The 14636-nt window shown below is 68.9% G+C and carries 14 protein-coding genes; all 14 read right to left on the minus strand.

Features of this window, described 5'->3' with window-relative positions:
• Positions 1-1242, minus strand: a complete 1242-nt coding sequence (locus FY549_RS14530) for a hypothetical protein (protein ID WP_149085646.1) — start codon at positions 1240-1242, stop codon at positions 1-3.
• A 67-nt stretch (positions 1243-1309) separates the two neighbouring features.
• Positions 1310-4828, minus strand: a complete 3519-nt coding sequence (gene dnaE, locus FY549_RS14535) for a DNA polymerase III subunit alpha (RefSeq protein ID WP_149085647.1) — start codon at positions 4826-4828, stop codon at positions 1310-1312.
• 38 nt (positions 4829-4866) lie between these two features.
• A complete protein-coding gene (locus FY549_RS14540) occupies positions 4867-5931 on the minus strand; it encodes a hypothetical protein (protein WP_149085648.1) in 1065 nt (354 codons plus the stop codon).
• Complete coding sequence (locus FY549_RS14545; RefSeq protein WP_149085649.1) at positions 5906-6508, minus strand: RNA polymerase sigma factor; 603 nt, start codon at positions 6506-6508, stop codon at positions 5906-5908. Before FY549_RS14545 ends, FY549_RS14540 begins: the two co-directional genes overlap by 26 nt.
• A 31-nt stretch (positions 6509-6539) precedes the next feature.
• A complete protein-coding gene (locus FY549_RS14550) occupies positions 6540-7121 on the minus strand; it encodes a GNAT family N-acetyltransferase (protein WP_149085650.1) in 582 nt (193 codons plus the stop codon).
• Between the two features lie 57 nt (positions 7122-7178).
• On the minus strand, positions 7179-8099 hold the full coding sequence (locus FY549_RS14555; RefSeq protein ID WP_149085651.1) for an RluA family pseudouridine synthase: 921 nt from the start codon (positions 8097-8099) through the stop codon (positions 7179-7181).
• Between the two features lie 2 nt (positions 8100-8101).
• Positions 8102-8674, minus strand: coding sequence for a signal peptidase II (lspA, locus tag FY549_RS14560; protein WP_276545656.1), 573 nt, complete (start codon positions 8672-8674; stop codon positions 8102-8104).
• 9 nt (positions 8675-8683) lie between these two features.
• A complete protein-coding gene (locus FY549_RS14565; protein WP_149085652.1) occupies positions 8684-9283 on the minus strand; it encodes a DivIVA domain-containing protein in 600 nt (199 codons plus the stop codon).
• Positions 9284-9464: 181 nt separating this feature from the next.
• Positions 9465-9764 (minus strand): YggT family protein, encoded by a 300-nt coding sequence (locus FY549_RS14570; RefSeq protein WP_149085653.1) that lies wholly within the window; start codon positions 9762-9764, stop codon positions 9465-9467.
• Positions 9765-9767: 3 nt separating this feature from the next.
• Positions 9768-10241 carry a cell division protein SepF gene (locus FY549_RS14575; RefSeq protein WP_149085654.1) on the minus strand — a complete coding sequence of 158 codons (474 nt, stop codon included), beginning with the start codon at positions 10239-10241 and terminating at the stop codon, positions 9768-9770.
• Between the two features lie 43 nt (positions 10242-10284).
• Positions 10285-10992, minus strand: a complete 708-nt coding sequence (locus FY549_RS14580) for a YggS family pyridoxal phosphate-dependent enzyme (RefSeq protein WP_149085655.1) — start codon at positions 10990-10992, stop codon at positions 10285-10287.
• A complete protein-coding gene (ftsZ, locus tag FY549_RS14585; RefSeq protein ID WP_149085656.1) occupies positions 10989-12143 on the minus strand; it encodes a cell division protein FtsZ in 1155 nt (384 codons plus the stop codon). The genes FY549_RS14580 and ftsZ overlap by 4 nt, the downstream gene beginning before the upstream one ends.
• A gap of 162 nt (positions 12144-12305) precedes the next feature.
• Positions 12306-13229, minus strand: a complete 924-nt coding sequence (locus FY549_RS14590) for an FtsQ-type POTRA domain-containing protein (protein WP_149085657.1) — start codon at positions 13227-13229, stop codon at positions 12306-12308.
• A 3-nt stretch (positions 13230-13232) separates the two neighbouring features.
• A complete protein-coding gene (gene murC / locus FY549_RS14595; RefSeq protein ID WP_149085658.1) occupies positions 13233-14633 on the minus strand; it encodes a UDP-N-acetylmuramate--L-alanine ligase in 1401 nt (466 codons plus the stop codon).
• Positions 14634-14636: the final 3 nt, after the last annotated feature.

The raw sequence follows: 14636 nt of genomic DNA on the forward strand, positions 1-14636 counted from the left end.
TCAGCCCTTCGTGATGCCGGCGATGTCGTGGAGGTACCCGATGCGTCCGTCATCGTGTCGGACGACGTAGGCGCCGCCGCGGTCTTCGATCACGAGAGCCCACGCGGACGGGCCGATGCGGAAGATCGGCTCGCCCCGCTCGTCGTGGACCTCGCGGTCGGTCGGGGCGAGGATCCAGAACGGCTGCGCGGCGGACACGTCGTCCCGGGGACGGGTGGTCTCCACATCGCCATCGTCGGCGATGACGGGGTGTGCGGCGGTCGCGTCGTCGACCGAGTCCTCCTGGGCACGGAGCTCCTCCTCGGACAGCGCCTTCGCGCCCAACAGCGACTCGATGCTGCCCGTGTCGGAGACGATGTCCGGTTGCTCACCCCGCGAGCGACGGGAGTAGGGCGGCGCGTACTCCGGCTCTGAGGCGACCGGCACCGTGCCCGTCCCCCCGCCCGAGGCGTGGGCAGTGAGAGGGACCCGGCCCGCGTCGTCGGCGGCATGATCGTCGCTGCCGACCTCGTCGGGGTCGGCTGTGCTCTGCGCCGCGTCGGAGTCGAGGATGACGGCTGTCTCGCTCTCCGCCGGCATCGCGGAGGTTCGAGTGGCCGGAGCGGAGTCCGCGGCGTACGTCTCCGCCGGAGTGGTGGAGGTTGCGACGGGTGCAGCCGGCGTGGGCTCGGGGCGCGGGCGCGCGATCACCGGACGGACCGGGTTGGCGTTGCGGTGCGCCAGCGTCACGAGGCGGCCCTGGAAATCCTCCTTGAGCCCGGGGATGAGCGGCGCGAAGACCGTGAGCACGACGAGGGCGGTGGAGGTGATGACCTGCACCACCGCGTTCCAGGGCAGACCCCAGTTGCCCGTCGAGATGACGGCGGAGAGCGCGAGCCACAGGTTGCCGGCCCAGACGCAGGCGGACACGGAGAACGCCACGGATGCGAACTGGTCGATCCCGAGCGAGCCGACCCGCCGGATGCCGTCCGGCGAGAACCGCCGGAGGACCAGGAGGAACACCGCGACCGTCGGCACGCCGATCGGCAGGATCCACTGAATGCCGATCCCCCACAACGAGATTCCCCCGCTGAGCGGGAAGAACGAGACGAGGAAGGAGACCAGCCAGAAGCCGACGATCAACAGCTCACGCAACGTGAAGCCGAGGATGCCGTACTCCGGCGTGACCTCGTCGTCGTAGAGGACACCGTCCTCGTCGCTGAACACCGCCTCGGCATCCGGGTCGGGAAGATCCGTGCTCATCGTCGTCCTTTCCTCATCGGGGCACCTCGGATTTCCAGTGCGCTCGACGGCTCACGATCCTACCCGCTCACCCCAGACAGGTTGGTCCGAGCAGGGACTTCAGGTCGCCGAAGAGGTCGGCCGAGACCTTCACCGGCATCGGAACCTCGAACACCTTCGCCGTGCCGCCACGGTGGACGCGCAGCAGCACCTCAGTGTCTCCGCTGTGGCGGCGCAGGACCTCGGCCAGCTCGGTCATGACCCGTTCGGTCGCGCGCTGCTCCGCCAGCACGAGCGACAGAGGACCCGCCGCGTCGAAGGACCCGACGTCAGGGGCGAACGCGGACTGCGCGTGCAGGTTCAGCCCGTCGTCACGACGGGAGACTCGACCGCGCACCGCGAGGATGGCGTCCTGCTGCAGCGTGTGCTGGAACTCGAGGTAGGTCTTTCCCATGAACATCACAGTGACCTCACCGTTGAAGTCTTCCACGGTGATCATGCCGTAAGGGTTTCCGCTGGCTTTGGCCACGCGATGCTGCACGCTGGTGACGAGGCCAGCGACGGTGACCTGGTCCCCGTCCTGCAGATCCTCCGAGTTGTTGAGGTCGTGGATGGAGATCGAGGCGTGCTTCGCGAGCGGCACCTCGAGACCCGCCAGCGGATGATCCGAGACGTACAGCCCGAGCATCTCGCGCTCGAAGGCGAGCTTGTCCTTCTTGATCCACTCCGGACGCGGGGGCACCTTCGCGGGTGCTGCTTCCTCCATGCCGTCGTAGAGACTGTCGAAGTCGAAGCCGATGGCCCCCTGCGCCTCGTTGCGCTTTCGGTCGACCGCTGCCTCCACCGCATCTTCGTGGATCTCGAGGAGCGCGCGCCGGGTGTCCCCCATCGAGTCGAACGCGCCGGCCTTGATGAGCGACTCGACCGTGCGCTTGTTGGCGACGTGCAGGGGCACCGTGTCGAGGAAGTGATGGAAGGAGGTGAATCGCTCGTCCTTGCGAGACTGCACGATCCCTTCGACGACGTTGGTGCCGACGTTGCGGACGGCGCCGAGGCCGAAGCGGATGTCGTCGCCGACGGCCGCGAAGAAGTTGATCGACTCGGAGACGTCCGGCGGGAGGACCTTGATGCCCATTCGGCGGCACTCGTTGAGGTAGAGCGCCATCTTGTCCTTGGAGTCGCCGACGCTCGTGAGGAGGGCGGCCATGTACTCGGCGGGGTAGTGGGCCTTCAGATAGGCCGTCCAGTAGGACACGAGACCGTACGCGGCGGAGTGCGCTTTGTTGAAGGCATAGTCCGAGAAGGGCAGGAGGATGTCCCAGAGCGCCTTGACCGCGTCCTCGCCGAAACCGCGCTCGGTCATCCCGGCCGCGAAGCCCGCATACTGCTTGTCCAGCTCGGACTTCTTCTTCTTTCCCATCGCACGGCGCAGGATGTCGGCCTGACCGAGGCTGAAGCCGGCGACCTTCTGGGCGATCGCCATGACCTGTTCCTGGTAGATGATGAGTCCGTAGGACTCCTCCAGGATCTCCGCCAGCGGTTCCGCAAGCTCCGGATGGATCGGGGTGATCTCCTGCTGCCCGTTCTTCCGCAGCGCGTAGTTGGTGTGGGAGTTGGCTCCCATCGGTCCCGGGCGGTACAGCGCGATGAGGGCCGAGATGTCTCCGAAGTTGTCGGGCTTCATGAGCCGCATCAGCGAGCGCAGCGGCGGGCTGTCGAGCTGGAAGACGCCGAGGGTGTCCCCACGGGCCAGCAGCTCGTAGACGGCGGGGTCGTCGAGTCCGAGGTGCTCCAGATCGAGCTCCTCGCCGCGGTTCATCCGGATGTTGTCCAGAGCGTCCGAGATGATCGTGAGGTTCCGGAGCCCCAGGAAGTCCATCTTGATGAGCCCGAGGGACTCGCAGGACGGGTAGTCGAACTGCGTGACGATCTGGCCGTCCTGCTCGCGCCGCATGATGGGGATGATGTCGAGCAGAGGCTCCGACGACATGATGACGCCGGCGGCGTGCACGCCCCACTGCCGCTTCAGGCCCTCGAGACCCAGCGCGCGGTCGAAGACCGTCTTCGCCTCCGGATCGGTCTCGATGAACGCCCGGAACTCGCTGGCCTCCTTGTAGCGCGGATGTGCGGAGTCGAACATCCCATCCAGGGGCATGTCCTTACCCATCACCGCCGGCGGCATGGCCTTGGTCAGTCGCTCCCCCATGCTGAAGGGGAAGCCGAGGACCCGGCCGGCGTCCTTGAGCGCCTGCTTCGACTTGATCGTGCCGTACGTGACGATCTGCGCGACGCGCTCGGACCCGTACTTCCGGGTCACGTACTCGATGACCTCGCCACGGCGACGGTCGTCGAAGTCGACGTCGAAGTCGGGCATCGAGACGCGGTCCGGGTTGAGGAAGCGCTCGAAGATGAGACCGTGCTCGAGGGGGTCGAGGTCGGTGATCTTCATGGCGTAGGCCACCATGGAGCCGGCACCGGAACCACGACCGGGACCGACACGGATGCCGTTGTCCTTGGCCCAGTTGATGAAGTCGGCGACGACGAGGAAGTAGCCGGGGAAGCCCATCTGCAGGATGATCCCGGTCTCGTACTCGGCCTGCTTGCGCACCTTGTCCGGGACGCCGTTCGGATACCGGTAGTGGAGGCCCTTCTCGACCTCCTTGATGAGCCAGCTGTCCTCGGTCTCGCCGTCGGGCACGGGGAACCGCGGCATGTAGTTCGCCGAGGTGTTGAACTCGACCTCGCACCGCTCGGCGATCAGGAGCGTGTTGTCGCAGGCCTCGGGGTGGTCCCGGAAGAGCTGCCGCATCTCGGCGGCGGTCTTGATGTAGTACCCGTCGCCGTCGAACTTGAAGCGGTTCGGGTCGTCGAGCGTGGAGCCGGACTGCACGCACAGCAGGGCCGCGTGGGCGTCGGCCTCGTGCTGGTGGGTGTAGTGCGAATCGTTGGTCGCCACCAGCGGGATGCCGAGGTCTTTCGCGAGACGGAGGAGGTCGGTCATGACGCGGCGCTCGATGGAGAGGCCGTGATCCATGATCTCGGCGAAGTAGTTCTCCTTGCCGAAGATGTCCTGGAACTCCGCCGCGGCCGCCCGCGCGGCATCGTACTGTCCGAGCCGGAGGCGCGTCTGCACCTCTCCCGACGGGCACCCCGTCGTGGCGATGAGACCCTTGCCGTACGTCTGGAGCAGCTCGCGGTCCATGCGCGGCTTGAAGTAGTAGCCCTCCATGCTCGACAGCGAGCTCAGCCGGAAGAGGTTGTGCATACCCTCCGTGCTCTGGCTCCACATGGTCATGTGGGTGTAGGCACCCGACCCCGAGACGTCGTCGCTCCGCTGATCAGCGGAGCCCCACTGCACCCGGGTCTTGTCGCTGCGGTGGGTGCCCGGGGTGACATAGGCCTCGAGACCCACGATGGGCTTGATGCCGGCGTTGCGGGCGGCGTTGTAGAACTCGAACGCCGCGAAGGTGTTGCCGTGGTCCGTCACCGCGATCGCCGGCATGCCGTAATCGGCGGCCGCCTGCGTCATCGCGTTGATCTTCGCAGCCCCGTCGAGCATCGAGTACTCGCTGTGCACGTGCAGGTGGACGAAGGAGTCGGATGCCATGCTTCGAGTCTACGTTCGGCCATCGACATCGGCCGGGCTCACGGCGCCTCATCCACCACCTCGGTGACGACGCTCGTCGTCGACTCCGGCGTGTCGCCGATGACACCTCCGGACCCGTAGCCCTCCGCGATGGAGTCCACCAGGCCGCGCGCCGTGTCGATGACGATCGTCGTCGTGCGGTGGCCCGGCACCGCATAGCGCAGCGTCGCGGTGCCGTCGCCGTCAGTCACCACCTCGAAGCCTGGGATCAGAGCGACCGCACGGAAGAAGGCCGCTCTCAGATCCGCCGGCATCAGGTTGATCGCCGAGGGGTCGGAGAGGCTGGCCACCACCCACTGGTCCCCCTCCGTGCCTGTGAGGCCCGAGCGAGCGCGCAGCCAGTCCCGCAACGCCGACGGCTCCCGCGGCATCTCGTCGTAGTGCGGACGGTAGCCGTCTGCCAGGTACGGCACGGGCGGACTGTCACCTTCTCCGACCGGCCACGCCCCGCCCGGGAGAATCTGCACCGTCCCGCGCTCGCGAAGGGAGGCCCCGGGCGACGAGGGCCACTCCTGCGCCGCCCGAGTCCCCTGCTCACCGAACGATCGCGCGACCTCGGCGTGCCCCCAGTCGTAGAACCAGTCCGTGGAACGGTCGGCCGGCACGTACAGGACACGGGTGTCCCTGATCAGGACGGCGGCGTCCCCCGTGTCGCGGGAGGCGTTGAAGGCGAAGGTGTCGTCGTCGCCGTCGTCGGCGGCCTCCGCGTCCCAGAACTGGACGAACTCGTCGACGGTCTCGATCCGGATGTACTGCCCCTCGCCCGGGTCGAGGTCCTGGGCGTCGACGGTGATGCTCGCCGCCTGCTCGAGGACCGCCGCAGCGGCGCCGTCGGGCATCACCGGGAACAGGATGCCTCCGGCGCCCAGCGCCACGACCGCGGCCCCGGCCGTCAACCCTCCGACGCCGATGCCGGTCCACACCCGCGCGCGTCGTCGTCCGCCCCGCGGAGCACGCGCGGCGGACACCGCGCTCGTCAGAGCCGCACGGGCCCGACGGATGCTCTCGTCCGACGGCTCCGCCTGATCCGCGCCGAGCTCACGCACTCGTTCCATAAGCAGCATCGCTGTCCTCCTTCGCCATCCAGGTGAGTCGGGTCGTCCCTTTCGAGCCGGGTGGCGACAGCCGTCGTCGCACCCGATTGAGCCTCGACCGCACGGTACCGACCGGGACGCCGAGGGCCTCGCCGATCTGCTCGTAGGTGAGGTCGCCCCACGCATGCAGGAGCAGCACATCACGGTCTCGGGCGGGCAGCCCGGCGATGCGGGGAGCGAGAGCCCGCAAGGCGGCATTCGCGTCCAGCCGCGCGTCCGAGGCCGCATACGCGTGATCCCCCGGCCCCTCCGCCGCCGAGGACGCCTCGAACGCGCGCCACTGCCGCACCTCGGCCGCACGGTGCCGCTTGATCATCCGCGTGGCGATGCCGAGGAGCCACGGCAGCGCGGATTCGACATCGAGGTCGAAGGCGGACCGGCGGCGGAAAGCGATCAGGAACGTCTCGCTGAGCACGTCGTCCACCGCGTCCTCGCCGACCCGCCGCCGGATGTACCCGCCGACGGGGCGGACATGCCGCTCGAAGATGGCGGAGAAGGCCCCGGGCTCGTGGAGCGACTGCGCGATGACCTCGCTGTCTGTGTTCACACTCCGTATTGCCCGCGACGCGGGATCCGGTTCACGCTTTCTCGCGGAGATCGAGGCGCATGAGCACGCGCGGGAAGCCGTCAAGGACGGAACCCGTGTCTGCCGCCTTCACGAACCCGGCGCTCTCGAAGAGCCGCCGCGTCCCCACGTACGCCATCGTCAGGTTCACCTTCGCGCCGGCGTTGTCGACCGGATACCCCTCGATCGCGGGCGCACCCCGTTCCCGCGCGTAGGCGACCGCACCCTCGATGAGGGCGTGCGAGACGCCCTGCTTGCGGTGACCAGGGCGGACTCGGAAGCACCACAGCGACCACACGTCGAGGGCGTCGACGTGTGGGATCAGGCGGTTGCGCGCGAAACTGGTGTCGCGGCGAGGATGCAGCGCCGCCCAGCCCACCGGCTCGTCGTCGAGGTAGGCGATCACGCCGGGAGGAGGATCCTGGTGGCAGAGCTCGCGCACCCGCTCGGCCCGCGCGGGACCGCGTAGGGAGACGTTCTCCTTGTTGCCGATCCGGTAGCTCAGGCAGAAGCACACGTTCGAGGTCGGCTTCTTCGGCCCGACGACCGCTGCCACGTCGTCGAAGACCGTCGCCGGCCGAATCACGATGTTCATGCGGTCAGTGTGGCGGAGACCACCGACGCCGAGGGTACGACGCCCCGTCGGGCGGCGCTATTCACCGCGCAGCACGTTCAGCGCGTGCTGGAAGTCCTCCGGGTAGGGCGAGGTGAACTGCACCCACTCCCCCGTCGTCGGATGCGCGAACGCGAGCTGATGGGCGTGCAGCCACTGGCGCGTGAGACCGAGACGCGCGGAGAGCGTCGGGTCGGCGCCGTACAGCGGATCGCCGACGCACGGATGCCGGTGTGCGGCCATGTGCACGCGGATCTGGTGCGTGCGTCCCGTCTCCAGGTGGATCTCGAGCAGGGAGGCACCGGGGAATGCCTCGAGGGTCTCGTAGTGCGTCACGGAAGGCTTGCCGTCCGGAACGACCGCGAACTTCCACGAGTGGTTCGGATGCCGACCGATCGGGGCGTCGATCGTCCCCACGAGCGGGTCAGGGTGCCCCTGAACCACCGCGTGGTAGATCTTCTCGACCGTGCGCTCCTTGAACGCCCGCTTCAGCGCGGTGTACGCGGCCTCGCTCTTGGCGACGACCATGAGGCCGCTCGTGCCGACGTCGAGACGGTGCACGACGCCCTGGCGCTCCGGCGCTCCGCTGGTGGCCACGCGGAATCCGCCGGCCGCGAGAGCGCCGACGACCGTCGGGCCCTCCCAGCCGACCGACGGATGGGCGGCGACTCCCGTCGGCTTGTCCACCACGACGATGTCATCGTCGTCGTACACGATACCCAGCTCGGGTACCGCGATCGGCACGATCTTCGGCCCCTCCTTCGGCTCCCACTCCACGTCGAGCCAGGCCCCGCCCCGGAGACGGTCCGACTTGTCGAGGGTGACGCCGTCCAGACGCACGCCGCCGGAACCCGCCACGTCCGCGGCGAAGGTCCGCGAGAACCCGAGCAGCTTGGCGAGGGCGGCGTCGACGCGCGTGCCGTCGAGCCCGTCCGGGACGGGCAGTGACCGGGACTCCACGCTCAGCGCCCCTCGGCCGCGGCCGCCGCCTCGGCGTCCTCGTCCGTCTCCACCGGGGCGTGGTCCCGCTCACGCGTGCCGTCGAAGCGCAGTCCGAACACGACGAGCAGCGCGACCGAGATCATCCCGGTGACGATGAAGATGTCGGCGACGTTGAAGATCGCCGGCATCATCCACGGCATGGAGATCATGTCGACCACATGGCCGACGGGGAATCCCGGCTCGCGGAAGAGGCGATCGGTCAGGTTCCCGAGGACACCACCGAGCAGGCAGCCGAGCACCACGGCCCAGAGGCGCGAGCGCAGGCCGAAGGCCTTCCAGATGATGATCCCGGCCACCACGGCGAGGGCGATCGTGAAGATCCACGTCACACCGGAGCCGAGGGAGAACGCCGCGCCGGGATTGCGCACGTAGTAGAGCTGAAGGAACTCGCCGAGCACCGGAACCGCCTCATGCAGCGGCAGGTTCTCGATGGTGAGGTACTTCACAAACTGATCGGCGGCCAGCACGACCGCTGCGAGAACCGCAACGATCGCGCCGGCCGCCGACCGACGAAGGGGACGACGTCCTGACAAGAGGGCGCCTTACAGGCCGATCGCGGAGACCGGCGTCGAGTCCGTGGAAGCCGACTTCTCGTCGAGCTCGCGGAGCTGGCCCTCGATGTAGCCGCGGAGCTGGGAGCGGTAGTCGCGCTCGAAGTTGCGCAGCTCGGTGATGCGGGCCTCGAGGGTGTTCCGCTCGCGCTCGAGACGCGCGGTCTCCTCACGCTGCTTCGCCTCGGCCTCCGTGCGGATGCGGGCGACCTCGGCCTCGGCCTCGGAGATGAGCTGGTTGCGCTTCGCCTCACCCTCGGCCACGTGCTCGTCGTGCAGACGCTGCGCGAGCTCGATGATGCCGGCGGTCGCGGTCGCGGAGCCGGTCGGCGCAGGCTCTGCGGGCGTCTCGGCCGCAGGGGCCGGCGCGGGCGTGGCAGCGGCCGGCTCGGAAGCGGCGGCCGGTGCGGGTGCGGAGCCCGACTCGTACGCCGCGAGCTTCGCCTTCAGCTCGGCGTTCTCCTCGAGGGCCTTGCGCCACTCGATGACGATCTCGTCGAGGAAGTCGTCGACCTCGTCCGGGTCGAAGCCGTCCTTGAAGCGGACGTGCTGGAACTGCTTGGTGACGACGTCATCCGGGGTAAGTGCCATGGGTGGCTCCTCTTTCGATGAGTTCGATTGCCAGTACCGATGTATGGCGTGTTCGTGATGTGGCGCGAACCCGGGGCGCGCACCTGGGTGCCAGCATAGTCCCCGAGCCTCAGGGTCGCGACGCCACGACACCCAGGCTGGGACAACTCGCCGTGGTCACCGGACGCGACGGGCGGGGCGGTCAGCGGATGAACAACCGCACGATGTTCATCAGGATCAGGACGACCAGCAAGGTCAGCGCGAACCCGAAGTCCAGCGAGAGCTGACCGATGCGGAGCGGCGGGATGATCCGGCGGAAGAACCGGATCGGCGGGTCTGTGATCGTGTAGACCGCTTCGGCGGCGACCAGACCGAATCCCTTGGGACGCCATTCCCGGTTGAACATCGGGATGTAGTCCAGGATGAGCCGCGCGAAGAGCACGAGGATGTAGACCAGCAGCACCAGGTGGACGATGCTGGCGAGGACCGAGACCAGCTGCACGGTCTACGAGTGGTCGAAGCCCGCAGACTCGGCGTCTGCGTGCGCGATTCCCCCGTGACCGGACACCGCGATGTTCTCCGGCGAGAGCAGGAAGACCTTGGAGGTGACCCGCTCGATGCGGCCATAGAGACCGAGGGAGAGACCGCTCGCGAAGTCGATGAGGCGGCGCGCGTCGGCATCGCTCATCTGGGAGAGGTTGATGATGACGGGGACGCCCTCGCGGAAGCTCTCCGCGATGAGCTGCGCGTCGCGGTACTGCTTCGGGTGGACGGTGAGGATCTCGTTCACGGCTCCTGCTGCGGGCTGGCGGACGGCGACGGGGCGACGGAGCGGCGTAACGGGAGCCGGGGCCGGCTCTTCACGGTCGCGCTCGCGCTCACGCTGAGCGCGGGCGGGCGCCTGCGTCTCCTCTTCGTAGACCTCTTCCTCGTCGGCGAGGCCGAGATACACCATGGTCTTCTTCAGCGGGTTACCCATCGTGTCCTCCGGTTCGAACGTTTCGGGCTGGTCTTGTCACAGGCTAACCCCGGGCGGGGCGCGGTCCCGTGATTGCGGATCCGATCCGCAGGTGTGTCGCGCCGGCGGCGATCGCCTCGGCGAAGTCGCCGGTCATGCCGGCGGAGATCCAGGTCGCGTCAGGTGCGACCGCGCGGACATCCTCGGCGATCGCGCGGAGCCGGGCGAAGGCGGCGGCGGGCTCCTCGTTGAGGGGCGCAACGGCCATGACCCCGCGGAGACGGAGGGAGGACAGCGTCAGGACATGCTCGGCCAGCGCCGCCGCCCCCGAGGGAGCGACGCCACCCCTGCCCTCGTCCTCTGTCAGGTTCACCTGCACGAGAACGTCGAGGATGTCGTCACCGTCCGCGGCCCGGTGCAGGGCATCCGCGAACCGGTCGCGATCCACGGAATGCACCACGTCCGCGCTGCGGCGAATCGCCGCCGCCTTGTTCGTCTGCCCCTGCCCGATGAAGTGCCACTCCAGGCCCAGCGCGGAGAGCTCCGCCGCCTTGGCGGTGAGCTCCTGCTGCCGGTTCTCCCCGACGGAGCGAACCCCGAGGTCGTGCAGGTCCCGCACCAGGGAGGCAGGGTGGAACTTCGTGACGACGATCCGGGTGATCTCCGTCGCAGGCCGCCCCGCGGCACGCGCGGCGTCGGCGATCCTCTCGTCGATCGCCGACAGCCGCGCCGCCAGACCGGATGGCGCCGAGGCGCCGACCGGTGTCGTCACTTCAGGAATTCGGGGATGTCGATGTCGTCGTCCGCGAATGCCGGCTCGATGCTCGTCGCGGGGGTGCGCTGCACGGACGTCGCCGGCGCGGGCTCCGAGGAGGCCTTCTCTGCGGCAGGCTCCGCAGAATCCGACAGGGCGACCTCGGGGAGCGACGCGGTTGCCGGGCGCGACACGACCATCGGGTCGAGTCGCAGCGACGGCTCTCCGCCGTCGAAGCCGGCGGCGATCACGGTCACCCGCACCTCGTCGCCGAGGGTGTCGTCGATGACGGTACCGAAGATGATGTTGGCCTCCGGGTGCGCAGCCTCCTTGACGAGATCGGCCGCGTCGTGGATCTCGAAGATGCCGAGGTTGGAGCCACCCTGGATCGACAGCAGCACCCCGTGCGCCCCCTCGATAGAGGCTTCGAGCAGCGGGGACTCGACGGCGAGCTCGGCGGCCTTGATCGCGCGGTCGGCTCCGCGCGCCGATCCGATGCCCATGAGGGCGGATCCCGCCCCCTGCATGACGGACTTCACGTCGGCGAAGTCGAGGTTGATCAGACCAGGCGTCGTGATGAGGTCGGTGATGCCCTGCACACCGGCGAGGAGCACCTGATCGGCAGTCGCGAACGCTTCGATCATCGAGATGCCGCGATCGCTGATCTCGAGCAGCCGGTCGTTCGGGACGACGATGAGGGTGTCGACCTCTTCCTTCAGCTTCGCGACGCCGGCCTCGGCCTGGCTCTGGCGGCGACGGCCCTCGAAGGAGAACGGCTTCGTGACGACACCGATGGTCAGCGCGCCGATCGACTTCGCGATGCGGGCGACCACCGGAGCACCGCCGGTTCCGGTGCCGCCACCCTCGCCGGCGGTGACGAACACCATGTCGGCGCCGGTCAGGGCTTGTTCGATCTCCTCCGCGTGGTCCTCTGCGGCGCGACGCCCCACTTCGGGGTCGGCGCCGGCACCGAGGCCGCGGGTGAGCTCGCGGCCCACGTCGAGCTTGACGTCGGCGTCGCTCATGAGCAGCGCCTGGGCGTCGGTGTTGACGGCGATGAACTCGACTCCGCGGAGACCGAGCTCGATCATGCGGTTGACGGCGTTGACGCCGCCACCGCCGACGCCGACGACCTTGATCACGGCGAGGTAGTTCTGGTTCTGGCTCATGGCCGGCCTCCGATTAGTAGAGCCTGGAAGGGGTGAACCTTAAACCTCAACTAGAGGTGTAAAGTATTTCCCGGTATTGCGTTCTCTCAGATCGAAGGTAAGCGCCGCTCGGCCGCGCACGCGCAGCGACACGGGCGTGTCGCGCCATTCCCGCGGAAACCCTCAGCCGACGACCGCGACGTCCGGGGACGTGACGTCGATCGAGGCGGCGTCGGGGTTCTTCACGAGCGCCGCCGAGAGTGCGAGCGCCTTCAGGCCCGAGTCCTCCTGGCTCCCCCAGACCACGGTGAGCCCGGAGTCCAGCGTGAGGGTGACGTCGTCTGCCGTCGAGGCGCGGACACCGGTGAGCGCGCTACGGATGTCGGCAGGAAGCGCGCGAACGACGAGCCCGGCGCTCCGGAACGCCCGGGAGTCCACACCGCCCTCGACCTCCACCAACGGCTGCCCGTCGGGCCGGTCCGCCGTGGTCGACAGGGCGACCCCGGCGGCATCCACGAGCGTGAACCCGGCGCCTGACTCGATGACCCCGATCGGCGTGCGCTCCACGATCCGCACGGTGAGGTCGTGGGGCGGCCGCGCCTCCAGTGCGTATGTCTCGATCAGGGGGAATGCCAGCAGGGCTGCCTTGACCTCGCTCGTGTCGACCAGCGCGAGCGGAGTGCCGAGCTGATCGTCCAGTGCGCCCTCGATCACCGCGGGATCGATCGTCGTCGCCCCGGTGACGGTGATGCGCTGCACCGCGAACAGCGGACTGTAGGCCGCGGCCACGCTCCCACCGATCAACAGCACCACGACCCCGAGAACACTGAGCCACACGATCCGGCGTCGCCGAGACCGCTGGGTGAACCGGCGGATCTCCGCGCGGAGGGCCTTGCGGCGGGCGCGGGCCGCACGCCAGACGTCCATCGAGGAACTCGGTCCGACGCGCTCCTCCTCGCCTGCGGCCGCCGGCTCGACGGCCGACGCCGGAGAGTCGTCCACGGTCGGTGTCAGCGACGAGCCGCGCCGACGGGAGATCCCCTCGGGGGACGCATCCGTGTGCTCCGGGGTGTCCGGGGCGCTCGGGAGCGGAGGCGGCCGGCGCATGGGCTACGCCTCGTCGGTCCGGCGCAGTGACTCCAGCACCTGCGGGATGATCTGGTAGACGTTGCCGCAGCCGAGGGTCACGACGAAGTCCCCGTCGCGCGCGACGGAAGCGGTGTAGTCGGCGGCCTCCTGCCAGTCCGCGACGAAGTGCACGCGGGACGGGTCGGCGAACGCGCCGCTCACCAGTTCGCCGGTGACCCCGGGCACGGGATCCTCCCTGGCACCGTAGACGTCGAGCATCACCGTGTGGTCGGCGAGCTCCTCCAGGACGTCGGCGAACTCCTGGTACATGTGCTGCGTCCGCGAGTACGTATGCGGCTGCTGGATGGCGATCAGACGCCCGGAGCCGGCGAGGCTGCGCATGGCCTCCAGCGCGGCACGCACCTCGGTCGGGTGGTGGGAGTAATCGTCGTAGACGGTGACCCCGCGCTCCTCGCCGTGTCGCTCGAGGCGACGGACGGTCCCCGCGAAGCCCTCCACGGCGCGGACGGCCTCGCGGAGCGGGTGCCCAAGGGCCAGAAGCACGGCGACGGCGCCCGTCGCGTTGATCGCATTGTGCACACCGGGGACGGCGAGCTGCATGCGCTCCGCCTGGCCGTCGTGCGAGACGACGGCGGTGACGGGACCCGACGTGATGATCTCGCTGACGCGGACGTCGGCGCCCTCGGCCTGTCCGAACGTGAGGACACGCGGGTGGGACAGTCCGGCCAGCACTCGCAGCGCCCCGGGATCGTCACTGGAGATGACGACCGCTTCGGTCGCCGCATCCGCGAACCGCACGAACGCATCGTGGAAGGCCTCGTCGGAACCGTAGTGGTCGAGGTGGTCGGGATCGACGTTCGTGATGAGCGCCACGGCCGTGTCGTAGAGGAGGAAGGTGCCGTCGGACTCGTCCGCCTCGATCACGAAGAGGTCGCCGCTCCCCGTCGCACTGGAGGTGCCGAGCTGCTCGATGACACCGCCGTTGACGAAATGCGGGTCCGCACCGAGCGCGCGGAGCGCCGTGACGATCATCCCTGTGGAGGTCGTCTTCCCGTGCGCTCCGGCCACCGAGACGAGGCGTCGGCTGCCGATCAGCCAGTGCAGAGCCTGGGAGCGATGGATGACGTGCAGTCCGCGCTCCTTGGCCGTGACGAACTCGGGGTTCTCCGGCCAGATGGCGCCCGTGTGCACGACGGTGTCGGCGTCGCCGAGGTGGGCCGCGTCGTGGCCGACGTGCACGGTCGCCCCTGCAGCGGCCAGCGCGCGCAGGTTGTCGCTGTCGGCGCGGTCACTGCCGGAGACGCGGATGCCCGCGTCGAGGAACATCTTCGCGAGGCCGCTCATCCCGGACCCACCGATGCCGATGAAGTGCGCGGAGGTGATCGTCTCGGGGATGGGGAGGGAGAGGTCGGGTCTGATCATGTC

Source organism: Microbacterium sp. 1S1 (assembly GCF_008271365.1).
Taxonomy (GTDB): domain Bacteria; phylum Actinomycetota; class Actinomycetes; order Actinomycetales; family Microbacteriaceae; genus Microbacterium.

Excerpts from the sequence above, each read along its gene's own strand:
- ftsZ (WP_149085656.1), bottom strand. The coding sequence starts at position 12,143 with ATGAGCCAGAACCAGAACTACCTCGCCGTGATCAAGGTCGTCGGCGTC.
- FY549_RS14530 (WP_149085646.1), bottom strand. The coding sequence starts at position 1,242 with ATGAGCACGGATCTTCCCGACCCGGATGCCGAGGCGGTGTTCAGCGAC.
- dnaE (WP_149085647.1), bottom strand. The coding sequence starts at position 4,828 with ATGGCATCCGACTCCTTCGTCCACCTGCACGTGCACAGCGAGTACTCG.
- FY549_RS14550 (WP_149085650.1), bottom strand. The coding sequence starts at position 7,121 with ATGAACATCGTGATTCGGCCGGCGACGGTCTTCGACGACGTGGCAGCG.
- FY549_RS14590 (WP_149085657.1), bottom strand. The coding sequence starts at position 13,229 with ATGCGCCGGCCGCCTCCGCTCCCGAGCGCCCCGGACACCCCGGAGCAC.
- FY549_RS14575 (WP_149085654.1), bottom strand. The coding sequence starts at position 10,241 with ATGGGTAACCCGCTGAAGAAGACCATGGTGTATCTCGGCCTCGCCGAC.
- FY549_RS14540 (WP_149085648.1), bottom strand. The coding sequence starts at position 5,931 with ATGCTGCTTATGGAACGAGTGCGTGAGCTCGGCGCGGATCAGGCGGAG.
- murC (WP_149085658.1), bottom strand. The coding sequence starts at position 14,633 with ATGATCAGACCCGACCTCTCCCTCCCCATCCCCGAGACGATCACCTCC.
- FY549_RS14565 (WP_149085652.1), bottom strand. The coding sequence starts at position 9,283 with ATGGCACTTACCCCGGATGACGTCGTCACCAAGCAGTTCCAGCACGTC.